19 protein-coding genes are annotated in these 18,806 nt (G+C 56.5%); 13 read left to right on the top strand and 6 right to left on the bottom strand.

Annotated elements, in window-relative coordinates; genetic code table 11:
- Positions 1-94 precede the first annotated feature (94 nt).
- Genes hldE through F3J30_RS16805 form a run of 3 tightly spaced genes read right to left on the bottom strand, consistent with a single transcriptional unit; the run spans position 95 to position 5,745 of the window.
- On the bottom strand, positions 95-1,525 hold the full coding sequence (gene hldE / locus F3J30_RS16795) for a bifunctional D-glycero-beta-D-manno-heptose-7-phosphate kinase/D-glycero-beta-D-manno-heptose 1-phosphate adenylyltransferase HldE (protein ID WP_014071797.1): 1,431 nt from the start codon (positions 1,523-1,525) through the stop codon (positions 95-97).
- A 40-nt stretch (positions 1,526-1,565) separates the two neighbouring features.
- Positions 1,566-4,424 (bottom strand): bifunctional [glutamate--ammonia ligase]-adenylyl-L-tyrosine phosphorylase/[glutamate--ammonia-ligase] adenylyltransferase, encoded by a 2,859-nt coding sequence (gene glnE, locus F3J30_RS16800; RefSeq protein ID WP_168714507.1) that lies wholly within the window; start codon positions 4,422-4,424, stop codon positions 1,566-1,568.
- A gap of 19 nt (positions 4,425-4,443) precedes the next feature.
- Entirely contained in the window at positions 4,444-5,745 is a 1,302-nt protein-coding gene (locus F3J30_RS16805) for an inorganic triphosphatase (protein WP_166717969.1), read from the bottom strand.
- A gap of 237 nt (positions 5,746-5,982) precedes the next feature.
- On the opposite strand from F3J30_RS16805, the gene F3J30_RS16810 reads away from it, so the two are divergent.
- Together F3J30_RS16810 and F3J30_RS16815 are read left to right on the top strand one after the other, a co-directional pair.
- A complete protein-coding gene (locus F3J30_RS16810) occupies positions 5,983-6,603 on the top strand; it encodes a TIGR04211 family SH3 domain-containing protein (RefSeq protein ID WP_014071800.1) in 621 nt (206 codons plus the stop codon).
- 61 nt (positions 6,604-6,664) lie between these two features.
- Positions 6,665-7,906: a multifunctional CCA addition/repair protein gene (locus tag F3J30_RS16815; RefSeq protein WP_166717970.1), complete on the top strand. Its 1,242-nt coding sequence runs from the start codon at positions 6,665-6,667 to the stop codon at positions 7,904-7,906.
- A 10-nt stretch (positions 7,907-7,916) separates the two neighbouring features.
- On the opposite strand, the gene bacA is transcribed toward F3J30_RS16815, so the two are convergent.
- Both bacA and folB read right to left on the bottom strand, forming a co-directional pair.
- Positions 7,917-8,738, bottom strand: a complete 822-nt coding sequence (gene bacA, locus F3J30_RS16820) for an undecaprenyl-diphosphate phosphatase (protein WP_166717971.1) — start codon at positions 8,736-8,738, stop codon at positions 7,917-7,919.
- Positions 8,739-8,844: 106 nt separating this feature from the next.
- Positions 8,845-9,213: a bifunctional dihydroneopterin aldolase/7,8-dihydroneopterin epimerase gene (folB, locus tag F3J30_RS16825; RefSeq protein ID WP_166717972.1), complete on the bottom strand. Its 369-nt coding sequence runs from the start codon at positions 9,211-9,213 to the stop codon at positions 8,845-8,847.
- Positions 9,214-9,320: 107 nt separating this feature from the next.
- Here folB and plsY point away from each other — a divergent pair, with 107 nt between their 5' ends.
- From plsY to ureG, 10 genes are all read left to right on the top strand, one after another.
- Positions 9,321-9,935 carry a glycerol-3-phosphate 1-O-acyltransferase PlsY gene (gene plsY, locus F3J30_RS16830; protein ID WP_166717973.1) on the top strand — a complete coding sequence of 205 codons (615 nt, stop codon included), beginning with the start codon at positions 9,321-9,323 and terminating at the stop codon, positions 9,933-9,935.
- A 143-nt stretch (positions 9,936-10,078) separates the two neighbouring features.
- Positions 10,079-11,545 (top strand): MFS transporter, encoded by a 1,467-nt coding sequence (locus F3J30_RS16835; protein ID WP_166717974.1) that lies wholly within the window; start codon positions 10,079-10,081, stop codon positions 11,543-11,545.
- Positions 11,546-11,725: 180 nt separating this feature from the next.
- Positions 11,726-12,553 carry an urease accessory protein UreD gene (locus F3J30_RS16840; protein WP_166717975.1) on the top strand — a complete coding sequence of 276 codons (828 nt, stop codon included), beginning with the start codon at positions 11,726-11,728 and terminating at the stop codon, positions 12,551-12,553.
- Positions 12,554-12,563: 10 nt separating this feature from the next.
- Positions 12,564-12,866, top strand: coding sequence for an urease subunit gamma (locus F3J30_RS16845; protein ID WP_014071807.1), 303 nt, complete (start codon positions 12,564-12,566; stop codon positions 12,864-12,866).
- Between the two features lie 10 nt (positions 12,867-12,876).
- Positions 12,877-13,191 carry an urease subunit beta gene (locus F3J30_RS16850; RefSeq protein WP_166717976.1) on the top strand — a complete coding sequence of 105 codons (315 nt, stop codon included), beginning with the start codon at positions 12,877-12,879 and terminating at the stop codon, positions 13,189-13,191.
- Positions 13,184-14,887, top strand: a complete 1,704-nt coding sequence (gene ureC, locus F3J30_RS16855; protein ID WP_166717977.1) for an urease subunit alpha — start codon at positions 13,184-13,186, stop codon at positions 14,885-14,887. The genes F3J30_RS16850 and ureC overlap by 8 nt, the downstream gene beginning before the upstream one ends.
- A gap of 9 nt (positions 14,888-14,896) precedes the next feature.
- Positions 14,897-15,361 (top strand): urease accessory protein UreE, encoded by a 465-nt coding sequence (gene ureE / locus F3J30_RS16860; RefSeq protein WP_166717978.1) that lies wholly within the window; start codon positions 14,897-14,899, stop codon positions 15,359-15,361.
- 9 nt (positions 15,362-15,370) lie between these two features.
- Positions 15,371-15,910, top strand: coding sequence for a HupE/UreJ family protein (locus F3J30_RS16865; protein ID WP_166717979.1), 540 nt, complete (start codon positions 15,371-15,373; stop codon positions 15,908-15,910).
- Complete coding sequence (locus tag F3J30_RS16870; protein ID WP_166717980.1) at positions 15,910-16,584, top strand: urease accessory protein UreF; 675 nt, start codon at positions 15,910-15,912, stop codon at positions 16,582-16,584. The genes F3J30_RS16865 and F3J30_RS16870 overlap by 1 nt, the downstream gene beginning before the upstream one ends.
- A 9-nt stretch (positions 16,585-16,593) precedes the next feature.
- Positions 16,594-17,211: an urease accessory protein UreG gene (ureG, locus tag F3J30_RS16875; RefSeq protein WP_166717981.1), complete on the top strand. Its 618-nt coding sequence runs from the start codon at positions 16,594-16,596 to the stop codon at positions 17,209-17,211.
- An 86-nt stretch (positions 17,212-17,297) separates the two neighbouring features.
- On the opposite strand, the gene tsaD is transcribed toward ureG, so the two are convergent.
- Positions 17,298-18,311, bottom strand: a complete 1,014-nt coding sequence (gene tsaD, locus F3J30_RS16880; RefSeq protein WP_014071814.1) for a tRNA (adenosine(37)-N6)-threonylcarbamoyltransferase complex transferase subunit TsaD — start codon at positions 18,309-18,311, stop codon at positions 17,298-17,300.
- A 236-nt stretch (positions 18,312-18,547) separates the two neighbouring features.
- Here tsaD and rpsU point away from each other — a divergent pair, with 236 nt between their 5' ends.
- Complete coding sequence (rpsU, locus tag F3J30_RS16885; protein WP_001144069.1) at positions 18,548-18,763, top strand: 30S ribosomal protein S21; 216 nt, start codon at positions 18,548-18,550, stop codon at positions 18,761-18,763.
- Positions 18,764-18,806 lie beyond the last annotated feature (43 nt).

Below are 18,806 nucleotides of genomic sequence, written 5' to 3' on the forward strand. Positions count from 1 at the left end.
GTAAATGCAAAACGGCAACCTCGGTTGCCGTTTTTAGTGTTTGCGCCCTCTCCCCGTGGGAGAGGGTTGGGGTGAGGGCACCAGCCCGCACAGATTACTGACTGTCTTTCTGGATCTTCTTAATGATATTGGTGGTTGAACACCCGTCCTCAAAGTTGAGCACCATCACTTCACCGCCGTTCGCCCAGACCTCTTCGCTACCTGCGATTTGCTCTGGCTTGTAATCACCGCCTTTTACCAGCAGATCCGGCAAAATGCCTGCGATCAGGCGCTGCGGGGTATCTTCTTCAAAGGAGACAACCCAGTCCACCGCTTCCAGCGCACCAAGTACAATCATTCGTTGTTCCAGTGGGTTCACCGGACGTGTTTCGCCTTTCAGGCGTTTCGTTGACGCATCGCTGTTCACCGCCACAATCAGGCGATCGCCCAGCTTACGCGCATTCGCCAGATACGAGACATGCCCGGCGTGCAGAATATCGAACACACCGTTAGTCATAACCACTTTCTCGCCGCGTTTACGCGCTGCGGCAACAGCGGCTTTCAGTTCGTCTTCGCTCATCACACCGAAACCGGTATCTGCACGGCCACGCACGGCGTTTTCCAGCTCGATAGGCGAAACGGTTGATGTCCCCAGCTTGCCGACAACCACTCCCGCCGCCGCGTTGGCAAAATAGCAGGCTTCTTCAAGCGAGTTACCCGCCGCAAGCGTTGCCGCCAGTACGCCAATCACCGTATCGCCAGCACCGGTCACGTCATACACTTCCTGCGCCTGGGTTGGCATATGCAGGGGCGCTTTGCCCGGCTGAATCAGGGTCATGCCTTGTTCTGAACGGGTCACCAGCAGTGCAGACAGCTCAAAATCAGCAATGATCTTCATGCCGCGTTCGACAATTTCAGCTTCCGTTTTGCACTTACCCGCCACCGCTTCAAACTCAGAGAGGTTTGGCGTCAGAAGCGTTGCACCGCGATAGCGTTCAAAATCGGTCCCTTTCGGGTCGATAAGCACAGGAACATTCGCTTTACGCGCCAGCTGGATCATCTTCTGGACGCTTGCCAGCGCGCCTTTGGCGTAGTCGGAAAGTACCAGCGCACCGATATTCCCCAGCGCCTGATTGATGCGCTCGTGCAGCGGCTCCGGATCAACACCTTCAAAACCTTCTTCAAAGTCGAGGCGGATCAGCTGCTGGTTACGGGAAAGCACACGCAGTTTGGTAATCGTCGGGTGTGTCGGAACAGAAACGAAGTCACACTTCACGTTCACGTCCGCCAGCGACTTGCTCAGCGCACGCGCCGCATCGTCGATACCGGTCAGCCCTACCAGACGCGAATGCGCGCCCAGAGAAGCAATGTTCATCGCCACGTTTGCCGCGCCGCCAGGACGCTCTTCAATGGTGTCGACCTTGACCACCGGAACAGGTGCTTCCGGGGAGATGCGGCTGGTTGGCCCATACCAGTAGCGATCCAGCATCACATCACCGACAACCATAACCCCAGCACGTTCAAACTCTGGCAGTGTTACTTTCATTCCTGACTCCAGAAAGATTCACAATTTGCGCGCGATAATATCACACTTGTTTTGTTACGCACGGTTCCACCAACCACTTCTGCCAGCTGGCGGTGACCTGCGCGCGTTCCTGCGTAAAACAGTCCAGCGCCACATTGCCGGGCTGTTCCTGTAATGCCAGATGATGCAGCTCATCCCGCAGCGTAGTGTAGGCGCGCGTTAACGCCTGCGCTTCCTGCTCATCCATAATGTCGTTTTGCGCCAGCAGTTCCAGAATGCGCACATTGTCCGACCAGCGGATAAGCTTCGGCTTCTCGTTTGCATGGCGCAGCACCAGATACTGCGTAATAAACTCGATATCCGTAATACCGCCTTCATCGGCTTTAATATCAAAGCGATCGCGATGTTTATTGCCTAAGTGGGCGCGCATTTTTTCACGCATTTCACGCACTTCGGTTTGCAGCGTGCTGCCGTCACGCGTTTTGGTCATCACGTCACGGCGGATGCTATCAAATTGGGTTTTAAGCTGCGGATCGCCATAGACGACGCGCGCGCGCACCAGCGCCTGATGCTCCCACGTCCAGGCTTCGTTTTGCTGATAATCGGCGAACGACTCCGTGGATGTCACCAGCATCCCCGCAGCACCCGATGGGCGCAGACGCGCATCCACTTCATACAAAATGCCCGATGAGGTGCGGGTACTGAACAGGTGCATAATGCGCTGCGCCAGACGCAGATAGAACTGACGCCCGTCGATCTCACGTTCGCCGTCGGTCATCACATCCACCGGACAGTCATGCAGGAAGATCAAATCAAGGTCAGAGCTATAGCCCAACTCCCAGCCGCCAAGCTTCCCGTAACCCACCACGGCAAAACCGCGGCCCTCACGGTCGGCCAGATGTTTCGGTTGCCCGTAACGCGCCACCATTTGCATCCACGCCTGTTGTACCACCGCATCGATGATGGCTTCGGCAAGCCAGGTTAAGTGATCGCTCACTTTCATTACCGGCAGCGTTCCGGCGATATCAGCCGCGGCCACACGCAGCATCTGCGCCTGTTTAAACTGACGCAGTGCCTCCAGCTGTTGCTCTTCATCCTCTTCCGGCACGCGCAGCAAATACTGACGCAGTTCATCCCGGTAAGCATCGGTTGCCGTCGGCTGATAAAGCGTGTTCGGGTCGAGCAACTCGTCAAGCAGCAACGGGTAGCGTGCAAGCTTATTGGCGACCATCGGCGATGCGGCACACAGCGTAATCAGGTGTTTCAGCGCGCCAGGGAACTCGCTCAACAGCTCAAGGTAGGTTGTTCGCGTGATGATCCCGCTCAGCAGCGGCATCATACGCGACAATGGCACAGGGGCATCCGCACGGGAGCAGACATCACTCAGCAGATGCGGCATCAGATGATCCAGCACCTGGCGGCCACGCGGGCCGATTGCGCGCTTGTTCAGCTCGCCACGGAAATCGGCAATCAGCACCACCACGCGGTGACGGTCATCGTCACTTAAGTGCGCCAGTACCGGCGTAGTGTCGTCTTCCTGCAACGCATCCTGCCACAGCTCGCGCCAGTGCTCAGAGAGCGTATCGTCCTGCGATTCGCTTTCATCATCACCGATAAGGTCGTTAAAGATCCGGCGTACGCCCGCCATGTGGGCTTCCAGCTTTTCGGTCAGTGCCGCCCAGTCGTCCACACGCATTCCCCAGGCCAGACGCGCACGATTAAGGTCATCGCCCGGCAGGGTTTGCGTTTGCTCATCGTTGATGCTTTGCAGCAGGTTTTCCAGACGGCGCAGGAACAAATAGGCGTCGTGAAGCGTGCTGGCATCCCCTTCCGGCAGAAGGTGAAGCTGCTCAATAGCGGTCAGGGTCGGTAACAGCGAACGGGATTGCAGTGAAGGCTCACGCCCGCCGCGAATAAGCTGGAAGACCTGCACGATAAACTCGATTTCACGAATACCGCCCGCGCCGAGTTTGATGTTGTCTTTCAGGCCACGACGACGCACTTCGCGGGCAATCATCCCTTTCATGTTACGCAGAGACTGGATCACGCTGAAATCGATATAGCGGCGGAACACAAACGGGCGCAACATGGCGCGCAGCTCGTTGGCGTAGACATCGCCGTTATCGCCCATGATCCGCGCTTTGACCATCGCATAACGTTCCCAGTCGCGCCCTTGCTCCTGGTAATAATCTTCCAGCGCTGCAAAGCTCAACACCAGCGGGCCGCTGTCGCCAAACGGACGCAAACGCATATCCACGCGATAGACGAAGCCATCCTGAGTGGGTTGATCCAGCGCTTTGATCAGACGTTGCCCCAGGCGGGTAAAGAATTGCGCGTTGTCCAGCTCACGCCGACCGCCGCGCGTCGTCCCTTTCTCCGGCCAGGCAAAGATCAGATCGATATCAGAAGAGAAATTCAGCTCTCCACCGCCGAGCTTGCCCATACCCAGGATCAGCAACGGCTGAGGAACCCCCTCTTCGCTGCACGGCGTGCCCCACTCTTTGCAGCAGGCGTCGTACAGCCAGTCTCTTGCCGCCACAATCAGCGTCTGCGCCAGCTCGCTCAGCTGTTGTAACGTGCTCTCTTCGCTGACCAGCTCCAGTGCCTGCGCCCAGGCGATACGCACCATCACCCGACGGCGGAACAGACGCAGCTCGCGCATCAGCGTTGCTTCATCTGTCACGCCACTGAGCGCGGTTTGTAGCCAGCCGGCATACTGTTGCCACTCGTCAGCCTGCGGCGGCGAGCTCTCAAGCTCAGCCAGCCAGTCAGGGTTAGCGGTTACGCTTGCCTGCACAAAATCACTGAAGGTGAGCACGCTTTTAGCCTGCTCGCTTAATGATGACGCCGGTAATGACTCAGGCAGACGTTCGCAAACGGTCTGCCACTGCTGCTGTAATTGCGAAGAGAGCGGCATTATTGGGGGTTCCTTGCCAGAGTTAACGTTTTCCGCTGTGCAGCCAGAATGGCTCCTGCGAAATGGCCTCGTTGCGGAAATGCTCTATTTCTATGTGCTGCCGGGTTTCAATCGCGTGCTTCAGCCCCTGCCAGTAATCCAGCCAGCCCTGCGCTTTGGCATCATCGTACGCACCCGCCAGCAGCAGAATGCTGTCGATGTTGCGCGCCAGACGGGGAAGCTGATCGCCATACTGATCGCCCAGCGGGTACGCAAAGGTGGTTTTCAGTTCAGCGGCATGGCGAGAAAGGTGGATATCGGCAAAACGTTTGAACGATTCGGCGATTTTAGCCTGCGCCTTCGCGTCCAGGAATGTGCGCCAGCCGTGCGACAGCAGGAACTCTGTCAGCGCCAGTTTGGCCGTTGCGGTTTGCGGGCTGTAGATGGCCGTCTGCGCCGACACATCCGAGAGCATCACCGCTTCGGTTTGCGTCAGTAAATCACGTAAGTGAGCGCTCGCTTTACGAGGAACAATACCGCCAAAAAGCGCTAAGGTATGGCGCACCAGGCCAATCGCCGCCAGCACATGAACTTTTGCCCCTTTAACACCGCGTGACCACAGCTCTTCATGGTATTGCCATTGCGAAAGCGCCAGCTCCAGAGACGCTTCCAGCCCTTGCTCTACAGAGGCTTTCGGCGCGACGCGCAAAATAGTGGTCGGCTTCAGTGCGCGTGGCGCATTGCCGGCCGCCAGATGGTATCCGCGCGCAGCTTTGCTCAGGCTGCCCTGACGTAAACCGGACTGATTCACCAGTTTGCGCGCCAGCTTCAGCACGTCGTCGGCATCGCCTTCGAGCAGCTCAAGCTCCAGTTCGCAGATTGGCTCCTGGAATTCACCCGCTTTGACCTCACCCAAATCCAGAGCGATTTCGATACGACTTTTACCTTCGTTCACCAGCCATTTTTCGCGCCAGAAATCGGTGCTGAACAACGGTTGCACCTGCTGTGCGAGTGTTGACGGCAGTTCACCTTCTGGCCAGACTTCGGCCGGGAAACGATCCAGTTCAAGTTCGGGCTTGCTGATGTCGATATTATATTCAGGACGCTGATGTAAACCGCCCACCACACGGCCGGCGATTTTCATCGTCATTTCGTAGCGCCCGCTGGCACCACGAATACGCAGCCCCATGTCATGACGGCGCAGCCAGTTGTCCGGCGTTTCGTAATAGATGTTGAGCAGTTGAACCGGTTCATGATGCTCGCCAGTCAGCTGATGCAGGTGCTGACGGATTGCGTCAACGCTATCTTTTTCTACTATAAATTTTAATTCGATCTCTTGAGCCATAGCCTTGTACTTACGGTTGTGTCACAGCTGAATCAATTAAGGCGAACTTACTCGCCAGTTTCTTGTCAGTACATAGTATTTTGCGCCAAATTGCCACGCAATGAGCAATTTGACGGGCGTAAAAGTTTGAAGCAGTGGTTAACAGGACACAGATGATTCTGATTGATGATGAATCCTTTGCGTAGAGACACTGATGCCACTACTATCGTTCCACTTTTTATGAAAATAACGACTGATATGCTTAAATTACGCCTGATTGGACTCACTTTACTTGCTTTTAGCGCCGCGACAGCGGTACACGCTGAAGAGAAACGTTACGTTTCTGACGAACTGAACACCTGGGTGCGCAGCGGCCCTGGGGATAATTATCGCCTCGTGGGCACAGTTAATGCCGGCGAGGAAGTGTCGCTTTTACAGACCAATACTGACACCAACTATGGTCAGGTTCGCGACAGCACCGGTCGTACTTCCTGGATCCCACTGAAAGAGCTGAGCAATGTGCCAAGCCTGCGCACCCGAGTGCCCGATCTGGAAAATCAGGTAAAAACCCTGACCGACAAGCTGAACAATATTGACGGCACCTGGAACCAGCGCACCGCAGAAATGCAGCAGAAAGTAGCGCAAAGCGACAGTGTGATAAGCGGTCTGAAGGACGAAAACCAGAAGCTGAAAAACGAGCTGATTGTCGCGCAGAAGAAAGTCAATGCCGCCAACCTCCAGCTCGATGACAAACAACGCACCATCATCATGCAGTGGTTTATGTATGGCGGCGGAGTACTGGGCGTCGGTCTGGTGCTGGGTCTGGTTCTGCCACTCCTTATCCCTAGCCGTAAGCGTAAAGACCGCTGGATGAATTAATTCGTCTTCGATGCCAGACTTACGTACTATCTTGCGAAAAGAGAAAACGGGAGTGTTGGGCGTGAAGAGTTATCTGGTCGGTGGTGCGGTTCGTGATGCGTTGTTAGGTCTGCCGGTCAAAGATAAAGACTGGGTGGTGGTCGGCGCCACACCAGAAGAGATGCTCAGCGCGGGCTACCAGCAGGTAGGCCGCGATTTTCCTGTTTTTCTGCATCCACAAAGCCGCGAAGAGTACGCCCTGGCGCGCACGGAACGAAAATCGGGTTCTGGTTATACCGGCTTTACCTGCTATGCCGCGCCGGACGTGACCCTGGAGCAAGATTTACTGCGCCGCGATCTCACGATTAACGCTCTGGCGCAGGACGACCAGGGCAACATCATTGACGCCTACGGCGGCAAGGACGATCTGCGTAATCGCATTCTGCGCCACGTCTCCCCTGCCTTTTCTGAAGATCCGCTGCGCGTGCTGCGTGTGGCGCGTTTTGCTGCCCGTTACGCCCACCTGAGCTTCCGTATCGCAGATGAAACGATGGCGCTGATGACCGCCATGACGGATGCGGGTGAACTGGAACACCTTACGCCAGAGCGCGTCTGGAAAGAGACGGAAAACGCCCTGACGACCCGCAACCCGCAGGTCTTTTTCCAGGTGCTGCGCGATTGCGGCGCGCTGAAAGTGCTCTTCCCGGAAGTGGATAATCTGTTTGGCGTCCCGGCTCCGGCAAAATGGCATCCGGAAATTGACACCGGCGTTCACACGCTGATGACGCTGAGTATGGCTGCGATGCTGAGCCCGGAAGTGGACGTACGTTTTTCCACACTGTGCCACGATCTGGGTAAGGGGTTAACGCCAAAAGAGTTCTGGCCGCGCCACCACGGGCACGGTCCGGCAGGCGTGAAGCTGGTTGAAGGAATTTGCCAGCGCCTGCGCGTGCCTAACGATATCCGTGACCTGGCAAAACTGGTGGCAGAGTTCCATGACCTGATCCACACCTTCCCGATCCTGAAACCGGCCACCATCGTGAAGCTATTCGATAACATCGACGCCTGGCGCAAACCGCAGCGCGTGGAGCAAATCGCCTTAACCAGCGAAGCCGACGTGCGCGGGCGCACCGGGTTTGAAGCCTGTGATTACCCGCAAGGGCGTTTGCTGCGTGAAGCGTGGGATGTCGCCAGAGCAGTGCCGACAAAAGATGTCGTCGACGCCGGATTCAGAGGCCCGGACATTCGTGCAGAGCTGACAAAGCGCCGGATTGACGCGGTAACCGCGTGGAAGGAACAACGTTGCCCTCAGCCCAAAGACTGAGGGCAATGGGTCAGAAGAAGACCACGTAGACGGCAGCCGCCACGATAAAGCGGTAGATAGCGAACGGAATAAACGAAATACGCTTAATCAGTTGCAGGAAGGTTTTGATCGCAATCAGCGCCACGATAAAGGCTGTGATAAAGCCCACCGCGAACATCGGAATATCACCTGCGGTCAGGAAGTGGTAGCTCTTATAGACGTCGAGCACGGTCGCACCCATCATCATTGGTACCGCCAGCAGGAACGAAAACTCCGATGCCGCATAGCGGCTAACGCCCATCAGCATCCCGCCGGAAATGGTCGCCCCTGAACGGGAAAAGCCCGGCCACAGCGCCAGACACTGGAAGCAACCGATCATAAACGCCTGGCGATAGGTCATATCGTCCAGACCTTCTGCACGTGGCGTTTTCGGCTTCAGCACTTCTGCTGCAATCAACAGGAAGCCGCCGACCACCAGCGCGTACATCACATTAATAGGGTTGAAGAGCGATTTGATCGCATCGTGGAACACCAGCCCCAGAATCACCGCCGGGATCATCCCCAACAGGATATGGATAAGTGTCAGACGGCCTTTACCTACACCTTCGTGCTCCGGCGGACGGCCGAAGTGAATACCAATCAAACCAAACAGACGACGCCAGAACATCACGACCACGGCCAGAATGGAGCCGAGCTGAATAACCACTTCAAATGTCTTTGCGGTATCGCCTTCAAAGCCCAGCAGATGGCCAACGATAATCATGTGACCGGTACTGGAAACAGGCAAAAACTCCGTCAATCCTTCGACCACACCCAGTATTGCCGCCACCAGCAGCGAGTGTATATCGCTCATCTATAAACCCCTAAAAAGATATAAAAAAACGGTTCACCCATCAGGCAACCGTGAAAGTTACAGCGTTAAGACCGATATAACAGAAAAAGGTTTAGCAATTATGACGTTAATGACGTCCTTTCAGATTATGGCCACGCTCAATAATAACGCCAACATTTGTCGCGCGAGCAACCGCACCAGGCTTACTCAGTTTGATGCGCACCCAGGGAGAGTTGAATTTGTTCAGCAGCAGTTCAGCGACCTCTTCCGCCACGCGTTCTACCAGCGCAAAACGTTGTCCTTCAACGTGGTTAATGACCGTTTCACTGATATCGGCATAGCTGAGGCAGTCATTGACGTCATCACTTTTTGCCGACTTGCGGTTATCCCAGCCCATTTCGATATCGAACACCAGTTTCTGCTCAATGGTCTGTTCCCAGTCGTAAACACCAATAGTGGTGATTACCGAAAGTTGCTCTATAAATACAATATCCATCACGACCTGCCTGCTTTTTGGCTAAACCGGATACCACTTCCGGCGAATTATGCGTATTATCCACAGATGTTGAGAATACAGATACATTTTCAAAACGGAACAGCGTTATGAGTGCAATCGCGCCTGGAATGATCCTCCTCGCCTACCTTTGCGGCTCAATCTCCAGCGCCATTCTGGTCTGCCGAATCGCCGGGTTACCTGACCCTCGCGTCAGTGGTTCCGGGAACCCCGGGGCGACCAATGTACTACGAATTGGCGGCAAGGGAGCAGCCGTAGCGGTTTTGGTTTTTGATGTACTGAAAGGAATGCTACCCGTCTGGGGCGCGTATGCTCTGGGCATCACCCCGTTTTGGCTTGGCCTCATCGCCATCGCCGCCTGTGTTGGTCATATCTGGCCCGTATTCTTCGGCTTTAAAGGTGGCAAAGGCGTCGCAACCGCCTTTGGTGCTATTGCGCCCATCGGCTGGGATTTAACCGGCGTCATGGCCGGTACCTGGTTGCTGACGATTTTACTGAGCGGCTATTCATCGCTAGGTGCCATTGTCAGCGCACTGATCGCGCCATTCTATGTCTGGTGGTTCAAGCCGCAATTTACCTTCCCGGTATCGATGCTCTCGTGTCTGATCCTGCTGCGTCATCACGATAATATTCAGCGTCTGTGGCGGCGTCAGGAAACAAAAATCTGGACGAAGCTGAAGCGGAAAAAGAAAGAATCTGAGTAATCGTCATGCCCGGCATCACTTCGCTTGCGCGGGCCTACAGCGACATTGTCCCCTTCAGGTTATGTCTTATAACCAAATGTGATTTAGGTCACCTTCTGCCTGTGGTAACTGTTAGAGACACAACACAACCACACAAAAAGAAAATGGCAGAAATCACAGAAACAACTCCCCTTTCCACGGCAGGAAACGCCCCTGATGGCGACATCAAGTGGGTGCGTAACGCATCAGACGTTTCACGCCTGGTCAACGACGGCTCTCAGGGCCGGGCCAATGCCCGTATCGTCATCGGTATCGCGCTGGGCGGTATTTTCCTCGATGCCTACGATCTGGGCGCGCTGGCGTTCGGGATCAAAGACATTACCCGCGAATTCAGTCTTACCCCTGCGGGCACCGGTATGGTGGCGTCGGCCATTACCTTCGGTGCCATTGTCGGGGCACTTCTCGGCGGTTATCTCACCGACAAAATCGGGCGCTATCGCGTCTTTATGGCCGACATGGTGTTCTTTGTGGTCGCGGCCATCGCCTGTGCGCTGGCGCCAAACGAATATGTACTGGCAGGCGCACGCTTTGTGATGGGTCTTGGCGTGGGGATTGACCTCCCGGTGGCGATGGCGTTCCTGAGCGAGTTCGCCAGACTGAAAGGGCCTGGGAATAAGGCCTCCAGCGTCGCCATGTGGTGTCCGACCTGGTATGCCGCCATCAGTATCTCTTACCTGCTGGTGCTCTTTTTCTACACCGTACTGCCGGAAAGCCACAGCGACTGGTTGTGGCGTTTGATTCTCGGCTTTGGCGCAGTACCGGCGCTGGTCATTATCGCAATCCGCAGCCGCTATATGAGCGAGTCTCCGGTCTGGGCGGCGAACCAGGGGAACCTGAAGGAGGCGGCGTCTATTTTACGCCAGTCGTATAACATTAACGCCCACGTGCCGCAGGATGCGCTCGACCAGCCTGCGCCAGTGGTCAATAAGGCGAAGTGGTCAAACTATCTGAACCTGTTCCGCGGTATCTATTTACGACGCACCACACTCGCCACACTGCTGTCGGTGGTTTCCTCGTTCGCGTATAACGCGGTCGCCTTTGGTCTGCCGGTCATTATTTCCAGTTTCTTCGTGCAGTCGATGCTGACCACAATTTTGATTTCGCTGGTGCTTAATCTGCTGTTTGCATTCGTTGGCGGGCTGCTGGCCGTGCGCTATGTCCCACGTTTTGGCGCATGGAGGATGTCGCTTGCAGGTTACGCCTGCCAGCTTGTTGCCCTGCTCGGGCTGGCCCTGATTGGTCGCCCTGAAGGCGCAACTGAAGGTGTTGCCGCCGTTGCGATGCTGGCACTGTTCCTGTTTGGTCAGGGCTTTGGACCGGGCGCACATACCATGACGTTTGCTTCCCTGAGCTACCCGACCTCGCTGCGTGGCGTGGGCGTAGGCCTTAACCAGACGCTGATGCGCAGCAGTTCAACGCTCTCGCTGTTCCTGTTCCCGCTGCTGGTCGCCTCTCTGGATACCGCGGTGTTCTGGGTGATTGCCCTGGCGCCGTTTATCGGGCTGGCCTCACTGCTGGCGATCCGCTGGGAACCGTCCGGGTATGATGTGGATGCGGAGGATTATCGGTAGTTTCTTCTTTAACTGAATTGTGGAATGGTTCCGTTCACTACAGCACCTCTGCTATCTGAAACGCCCGCTGCGGTGAACGGAACAAACCTCAATACTTATCCATAAGCGACTCATATGACAGCCTTCATTTCCGCCAGGGCATACTGAAACGTAACCCGATGGTGAGCAGATGGATGCAGCATGTTAGCAACTCAGGTCACTGATAACTCTTACAAAGGCTGGCAGGCATCGCTTGCGCTGCAATTTTGTCACACCCCTGAGAAAACCCTCCTGCACTCCGCTCATCATGTCGGGCCGCTCACCGTTCAGCGGCCATTTTATCCCGAAGGTGAAACCTGCCATCTCTATCTGCTGCACCCGCCTGGCGGGATCGTCGGCGGTGATTCGCTGGATATCACCGTGCGGCTGGACGCCAAAAGCCACACGCTTATCACCATGCCTGGCGCCAGTAAGTTCTATCGCAGTAGCGGCCCACAGGCTTACCTGAACCAGCACTTTTACCTTGATGAAAATGCAACGCTGGAGTGGCTACCGCAGGACACCATTATCTTCCCCGGCGCGAATGCCGCATTGCGATCCGTCTTTCACCTGCGGGCATCCAGTACCCTGCTGGCCTGGGAGCTGTACTGTCTGGGCCGCCCGGTCATCAACGAAACGTTTAGCCACGGCGCGCTTGAGAGCCGCCTTGAGGTATGGGTCGACGACGAGCCACGCCTGGTTGAGCGCCAGCATCTCAGCAATGGCGACCTGACGCCCGTCGCCGGGCATCCGTGGATCGGCACGTTACTGTTTTATCCCGCCAGCGAAAATCACCTCGAAACGGTACGCGAGCAGCTCGGCCCGCTGGACTATTTTGCCGGCGCCACCCTCACCGACGGCCTGCTGTCGGTGCGTTTTCTGTCGCATGACAACCTGATTTGCCAGCGGGTAATGCGCGATATCTGGCAGTCGCTTCGCCCGCTTTTAACCCCCAAAACCGCCTGTTCGCCGCGTATCTGGCAGACATAAGAGAAACGTTATGGAACTGACCCCCAGAGAGAAAGACAAGCTGTTGTTGTTCACCGCCGCGCTGGTCGCCGAACGCCGCCTTGCGCGCGGGGTGAAGCTCAATTACCCAGAATCAGTCGCGCTGATCAGCGCCTTTATTATGGAAGGCGCACGCGATGGCGAAACCGTAGCCTCACTGATGGAAGCAGGCCGCCATGTCCTGACGCGCGCACAAGTGATGGAAGGTGTACCGGAGATGATCCCCGATATTCAGGTGGAAGCCACCTTCCCGGACGGATCCAAGCTCGTCACCGTTCATAACCCGATCGTGTAAGGAGCTACTGATGATCCCAGGCGAATATCAGGTTAAACCCGGCAGCATCGCCCTTAATGTCGGGCGTAAAACAGTGAGTGTGATCGTTGAAAACCATGGCGACAGGCCGATCCAGGTGGGATCGCATTACCATTTTTATGAGGTAAATCCGGCGCTGAAATTCGATCGTGAAACCGCGAAAGGCTATCGGCTCAATATCCCGGCAGGCACTGCGGTGCGCTTTGAACCCGGTCAGAAACGCGAGGTCACGCTGGTACGGGGGGCGGGCGCACAGCGCATTTTCGGTTTTCGCGGCGACGTGATGGGAGAGGTGAAAAATGGCTGAAATATCACGTCAGGCTTATGCCGACATGTTCGGCCCCACCACGGGGGACAAGGTGCGGCTGGCGGATACCGAACTGTGGATCGAAGTAGAAGACGATTTCACGATCTACGGTGAAGAGGTTAAATTCGGTGGCGGAAAGGTGATCCGCGACGGCATGGGTCAGGGGCAGATGACCTCTCAGGAATGCGTGGATCTGGTGCTCACCAACGCGTTGATTGTCGATCACTGGGGGATCGTGAAAGCTGATATCGGCGTCAAAAATGGTAGGATCTTTGCCGTCGGGAAAGCCGGAAATCCGGATATCCAGCCCGACGTGACGATCCCGATTGGCGCCGCAACGGAAGTGATCGCCGCCGAAGGGAAGATCGTCACCGCCGGTGGGATCGACACCCATATTCACTGGATCTGCCCGCAGCAGGCAGAAGAGGCGTTGGTCTCCGGTGTGACCACCATGATCGGCGGCGGAACTGGGCCAGCGGCAGGCACCAACGCCACCACCTGTACGCCAGGACCGTGGAATATCGCCCGTATGTTGCAGGCCGCAGACACACTTCCCGTCAATATCGGTTTACTGGGTAAGGGAAATGGCTCGAACCCTGACGCCCTGCGCGAGCAAATCGCCGCCGGAGCCATCGGCCTGAAAATTCATGAAGACTGGGGCGCAACGCCTGCTGCTATTAACTGCTCGCTGACGGTGGCCGACGAGATGGATATTCAGGTGGCGTTGCACAGCGATACGCTGAACGAATCAGGGTTTGTTGAAGACACGCTGGCGGCAATTGGCGGACGCACCATCCACACCTTCCATACTGAGGGCGCGGGCGGTGGACACGCGCCGGATATCATTACCGCCTGCGCACACCCGAATATTTTGCCCTCTTCCACCAACCCGACGCTGCCCTACACGGTCAACACCATCGATGAGCATCTCGACATGCTGATGGTCTGCCACCATCTCGACCCGGATATCGCCGAGGACGTGGCGTTTGCCGAATCCCGCATTCGCCGGGAAACCATTGCCGCCGAAGATGTACTGCACGATATAGGTGCCTTCTCGCTGACCTCGTCCGATTCTCAGGCCATGGGCCGCGTGGGTGAAGTGATTGTCCGTACCTGGCAGGTGGCTCACCGCATGAAGGTGCAACGCGGTGCCCTGCCGGAAGAAAGCGGCGATAACGATAACTTTCGCGTTAAACGCTTTATCGCCAAATACACCATTAACCCGGCATTGACTCACGGTATCGCGCATGAAGTGGGTTCAATTGAGGCGGGAAAACTGGCTGACCTGGTGGTCTGGTCACCGGCCTTCTTTGGCGTAAAACCGGCCACCATCGTCAAAGGCGGGATGATCGCCTGCGCACCGATGGGCGACATCAATGCCTCGATCCCCACACCACAGCCTGTGCACTATCGCCCGATGTTTGGCTCTCTGGGTGCCGCAAGACATGCAACCCGGCTGACGTTCATCTCGCAGGCCGCCGCATCCGGCAACCTTGCCGGGCAACTCAACCTGCAAAGCGCCACCGCCGTGGTGAAAGGCTGCCGTAGCGTGAAAAAGGCCGACATGATCCACAACGGCCTGCAACCGAATATCACCGTTGATGCGCAGACGTATGAAGTGCGTGTTGACGGCGAACTGATCACCAGCGAACCGGCTGACGTTTTGCCAATGGCACAACGCTATTTCCTGTTTTGAGGAGCGACAATGATCTACTTAACCCAACGCCTCGACCACGCGCACCGCGTTACCGCCAGCGTCACGCTGCCGATTGATGTGCGGGTGAAAAGCCGCGCCCGAGTGGCGCTAAACGACGGTCGCGAAGCCGGACTGATGCTACCCCGTGGCTTACTGCTGCGCGGCGGCGACCTGCTGGCCAGTGAAGACGGCAGCGAAGTGATTGAAGTGATCGCAGCGCCAGAATCCGTGTCAGTGGTGCGCTGCGCCGATCCGTTCCTGCTGGCCCGCGCCTGTTATCACCTGGGTAACCGCCATGTTCCGCTGCAAATCATGCCTGGCGAATTGCGCTATCACCACGATCACGTCCTCGACGATATGTTGCGTCAGTTCGGGCTGGAAGTGGCCTATGCCAGCCTCCCCTTTGAACCGGAAGCAGGCGCTTACACCAGCGATGCCCACAGCCATAGCCACTCGCACGCTCACTCACATTAAGGATTAATCATGCGTAAGTATTTACCTCTGTTACTGCTGGCGTTTTCCCTTCCGGCGCTGGCTCATCCAGGCCACGGCGCTGACAGCTTTCAGGCGGGGTTTATCCATCCGCTGACCGGGCTTGATCATCTGCTGATGCTGGCAGGCGCAGGTGTGCTGTCGGCACTGAGCGGCCGCAAGCTGCTGCTGCCTTTTGCCACCCTCGGGATGATGCTGACCGGCGCAATTGCGGGCAGCCTGCTCGGCGGCTTTAGCGGGATGGAGATGCTGATTATTGCCTCGCTGGCGGTATGCGGCGTAATGATGTTTAAAACGGAAAATCGCCTGTTGCTGGCAGTACCTGCGCTGGCGATGTTCCACGGCTGGGCGCACGGCGTGGAAATGGCTGGCCATAACTTCTGGCTCTTCACCAGCGGGTTTATGTTCGCCAGCGCCACGGTGTTGTGCGCCAGTTTTGCGGCGGGATTACTGCTGCGCCGCCACGACGGCCTGCGTAAAATCTTCGGCGGCGGCCTGATTGTCTCTGCCCTGCTGGCGCTGATGAGCTAATGGAGCACTCCCGCCAGTGGCTGCGCCTGATGCAGCTTTCCAGTAGCAGCCTGCCGGTCGGGTCATTTACCTGGTCGCAGGGGCTGGAATGGGCCGTTGAGGCCGGATGGATAACCAGTGCCGATGCATTTAAGCGCTGGCAAATTCAGCAGATGGAGCAGAGTTTTTTCTGCGTCGACCTGCCGCTGTTTATCCGCCTGTATCGGGCCTGCGAGCAACAGGAACTGGCCGCCGTCAAACGCTGGACGGCGTACCTGCTCGCCTGCCGGGAAACGCGAGAGCTGCGCGAAGAAGAGCGCAATCGCGGCGCTGCCTTTACGCGGTTGATTAAAAGCTGGGAGCCAGACTGCCTGGCAGACTGGCTGGCATTACTTGCACAAAGCCAGCTCTGCGGTATGGCATGGCTGGGCGTGCGCTGGGGAATCGGCGCACGCGAGCTGGCCCTGAGCCTGGGCTATAGCTGGATTGAGAGCGCCGTGATGGCGGGCGTTAAGCTCGTCCCGTTCGGGCAACAGGCCGCACAACAGCTGATTATCGAGCTGAGCGATCATTTTGCGAATGGGCTGGATGCAGCATTTTTACGGGGTGATGAGGCGCTGGGGGCGGCTACGCCACTTTCCGCCATCGCCTCTGCACGACACGAAACACAATATTCACGGTTATTCCGTTCCTGAGGATGCAACATGACTGATTACAAACATCCCCTGCGCGTTGGCGTGGGCGGCCCGGTGGGGTCGGGCAAAACTGCACTGCTGGAAGCGCTCTGCAAGGCAATGCGCGACACGTATCATTTGGCGGTAGTGACCAACGATATCTACACCAAAGAGGATCAGCGTATCCTGACCGAAGCGGGCGCGCTGGAGCCAGAGCGCATCGTGGGTGTGGAAACCGGCGGGTGTCCGCATACTGCCATTCGTGAAGATGCGTCGATGAACCTTGCGGCCGTAGAGGCATTAAGCGAGAAATTCGGCAACCTGGATTTGATCTTTGTCGAAAGCGGCGGTGACAACCTGAGTGCCACCTTTAGCCCGGAGCTGGCGGATCTGACCATCTATGTGATCGACGTTGCCGAAGGCGAGAAGATCCCGCGCAAAGGCGGGCCAGGGATCACGAAATCCGATTTTCTGGTGATCAATAAAACCGATCTCGCGCCGTACGTTGGTGCCTCGCTGGAGGTCATGGAGCGTGACACCAACCGGATGCGCGGCGAACGTCCGTGGACCTTTACCAACCTGAAAGCGGGTGATGGTCTGGCAACGATCATTGGATTTTTAGAAGAGAAAGGGATGCTGCGGGTGTAGTGCGGTTTATTGCCGGGTGGCGACTTCGCCTGACCCGGCCTACGGTTTTGTAGGCCCGGTAAGCGCAGCGCCACCGGGCAAAACCATTACGCTTCTGGCAATTCTGCCAGCGGCCAGCGCGGACGCACGGACACGCTCAGGTCAGAGGTTGCCCCGGCGTTCAGACGCACCATCCCCGCGTAAGCAATCATCGCGCCGTTGTCGGTACAAAACTCCGGGCGCGCGTAGAACACTTCGCCTCGACGTTTTTGCATCATCTCTGCGAGCTTCGCGCGCAGGGTACGGTTAGCGCTCACGCCCCCCGCCATCACCAGACGCTTAAAGCCGGTCTGATCCAGCGCACGCTTACACTTGATCATCAGCGTATCCACCACCGCATCTTCAAATGCGCGGGCGATGTCCGCACGAGTCTGATCGTCGTTTTCGTTATTGCGAATGGTATTGGCCGCGAAAGTTTTCAGGCCAGAGAAGCTGAAGTCCAGCCCCGGGCGATCGGTCATCGGACGCGGGAAGACAAAACGCCCTTCCGTACCCTGAGATGCCATTTTCGACAGCATCGGGCCGCCCGGATAATCCAGCCCCAGCAGTTTGGCGGTTTTGTCGAAGGCTTCACCAGCCGCATCGTCAATAGACTCGCCCAGCAGTTCGTACTTGCCAATGCCCGTCACGCTAATCAGCTGGGTATGGCCGCCAGAAACCAGCAGTGCCACAAACGGGAATTCTGGTGGGTTATCTTCCAGCATTGGCGCCAGCAGATGCCCTTCCATATGGTGCACCGGTATCGCCGGAACATCCCACGCGAACGCCAGCGAACGCCCGACCGTTGCCCCAACCAGCAGCGCGCCGACCAGACCTGGGCCTGCGGTATAAGCAACTGCATCGATATCTTTTGCGCTCAATCCGGCTTCTTTCAACGCCGCCTGAATCAAAGGAACCGTTTTACGTACGTGGTCACGAGAGGCCAGTTCAGGGACAACGCCGCCGTAATCAGCATGGAGTTTCACCTGACTATACAGTTGGTTGGCGAGCAGCCCTTTTTCGTCGTCGTAAATCGCGATGCCGGTTTCATCGCAGGATGTTTCTATACCCAGTACACGCATGGCTTGTTTTACCTCATTTCAATACCGCGCAGTGTAGAGCCTGGGCGGGTTGATGTAAAACTTTGTTCGCCCCAGGAAGAAGGCTCGTGTATACTCCTCACCCTTATTAAAGTCCCTTTCAAAATCGCATCGGTGCTTTACAAAGCAGCAGCATTTGCAGTAAAATTCCGCACCATTTTGAAATAAGCTGGCGTTGATGCCAGCGGCAAACCGAATTTATTAAAGGTGAGAGTTACATGCCGGTAATTAAAGTACGTGAAAACGAGCCGTTCGACGTAGCACTGCGTCGCTTCAAACGTTCATGCGAAAAAGCAGGTGTTCTGGCGGAAGTTCGTCGTCGTGAGTTCTATGAAAAACCAACGACCGAACGTAAACGCGCTAAAGCTTCTGCTGTGAAACGTCACGCGAAGAAACTGGCTCGCGAAAACGCACGCCGTACTCGTCTGTACTAATCTGTTGAGGGTAACAGCCCTCAATTGACAGACAGAGTAGTAG

Origin of the sequence: Enterobacter sp. Tr-810, from assembly GCF_011752765.1 — a bacterium.
GTDB lineage: Bacteria > Pseudomonadota > Gammaproteobacteria > Enterobacterales > Enterobacteriaceae > Enterobacter > Enterobacter soli.

What these genes read in the sequence shown, in the direction of transcription:
- ureE (WP_166717978.1), top strand. Translation starts at nt 14,897, where the DNA reads ATGATCTACTTAACCCAACGCCTCGACCACGCGCACCGCGTTACCGCC.
- F3J30_RS16845 (WP_014071807.1), top strand. Translation starts at nt 12,564, where the DNA reads ATGGAACTGACCCCCAGAGAGAAAGACAAGCTGTTGTTGTTCACCGCC.
- folB (WP_166717972.1), bottom strand. Translation starts at nt 9,213, where the DNA reads ATGGATATTGTATTTATAGAGCAACTTTCGGTAATCACCACTATTGGT.
- F3J30_RS16870 (WP_166717980.1), top strand. Translation starts at nt 15,910, where the DNA reads ATGGAGCACTCCCGCCAGTGGCTGCGCCTGATGCAGCTTTCCAGTAGC.
- F3J30_RS16840 (WP_166717975.1), top strand. Translation starts at nt 11,726, where the DNA reads ATGTTAGCAACTCAGGTCACTGATAACTCTTACAAAGGCTGGCAGGCA.
- F3J30_RS16865 (WP_166717979.1), top strand. Translation starts at nt 15,371, where the DNA reads ATGCGTAAGTATTTACCTCTGTTACTGCTGGCGTTTTCCCTTCCGGCG.
- F3J30_RS16835 (WP_166717974.1), top strand. Translation starts at nt 10,079, where the DNA reads ATGGCAGAAATCACAGAAACAACTCCCCTTTCCACGGCAGGAAACGCC.
- hldE (WP_014071797.1), bottom strand. Translation starts at nt 1,525, where the DNA reads ATGAAAGTAACACTGCCAGAGTTTGAACGTGCTGGGGTTATGGTTGTC.
- ureC (WP_166717977.1), top strand. Translation starts at nt 13,184, where the DNA reads ATGGCTGAAATATCACGTCAGGCTTATGCCGACATGTTCGGCCCCACC.
- ureG (WP_166717981.1), top strand. Translation starts at nt 16,594, where the DNA reads ATGACTGATTACAAACATCCCCTGCGCGTTGGCGTGGGCGGCCCGGTG.
- F3J30_RS16850 (WP_166717976.1), top strand. Translation starts at nt 12,877, where the DNA reads ATGATCCCAGGCGAATATCAGGTTAAACCCGGCAGCATCGCCCTTAAT.
- plsY (WP_166717973.1), top strand. Translation starts at nt 9,321, where the DNA reads ATGAGTGCAATCGCGCCTGGAATGATCCTCCTCGCCTACCTTTGCGGC.
- F3J30_RS16805 (WP_166717969.1), bottom strand. Translation starts at nt 5,745, where the DNA reads ATGGCTCAAGAGATCGAATTAAAATTTATAGTAGAAAAAGATAGCGTT.
- F3J30_RS16810 (WP_014071800.1), top strand. Translation starts at nt 5,983, where the DNA reads ATGCTTAAATTACGCCTGATTGGACTCACTTTACTTGCTTTTAGCGCC.
- rpsU (WP_001144069.1), top strand. Translation starts at nt 18,548, where the DNA reads ATGCCGGTAATTAAAGTACGTGAAAACGAGCCGTTCGACGTAGCACTG.
- bacA (WP_166717971.1), bottom strand. Translation starts at nt 8,738, where the DNA reads ATGAGCGATATACACTCGCTGCTGGTGGCGGCAATACTGGGTGTGGTC.
- tsaD (WP_014071814.1), bottom strand. Translation starts at nt 18,311, where the DNA reads ATGCGTGTACTGGGTATAGAAACATCCTGCGATGAAACCGGCATCGCG.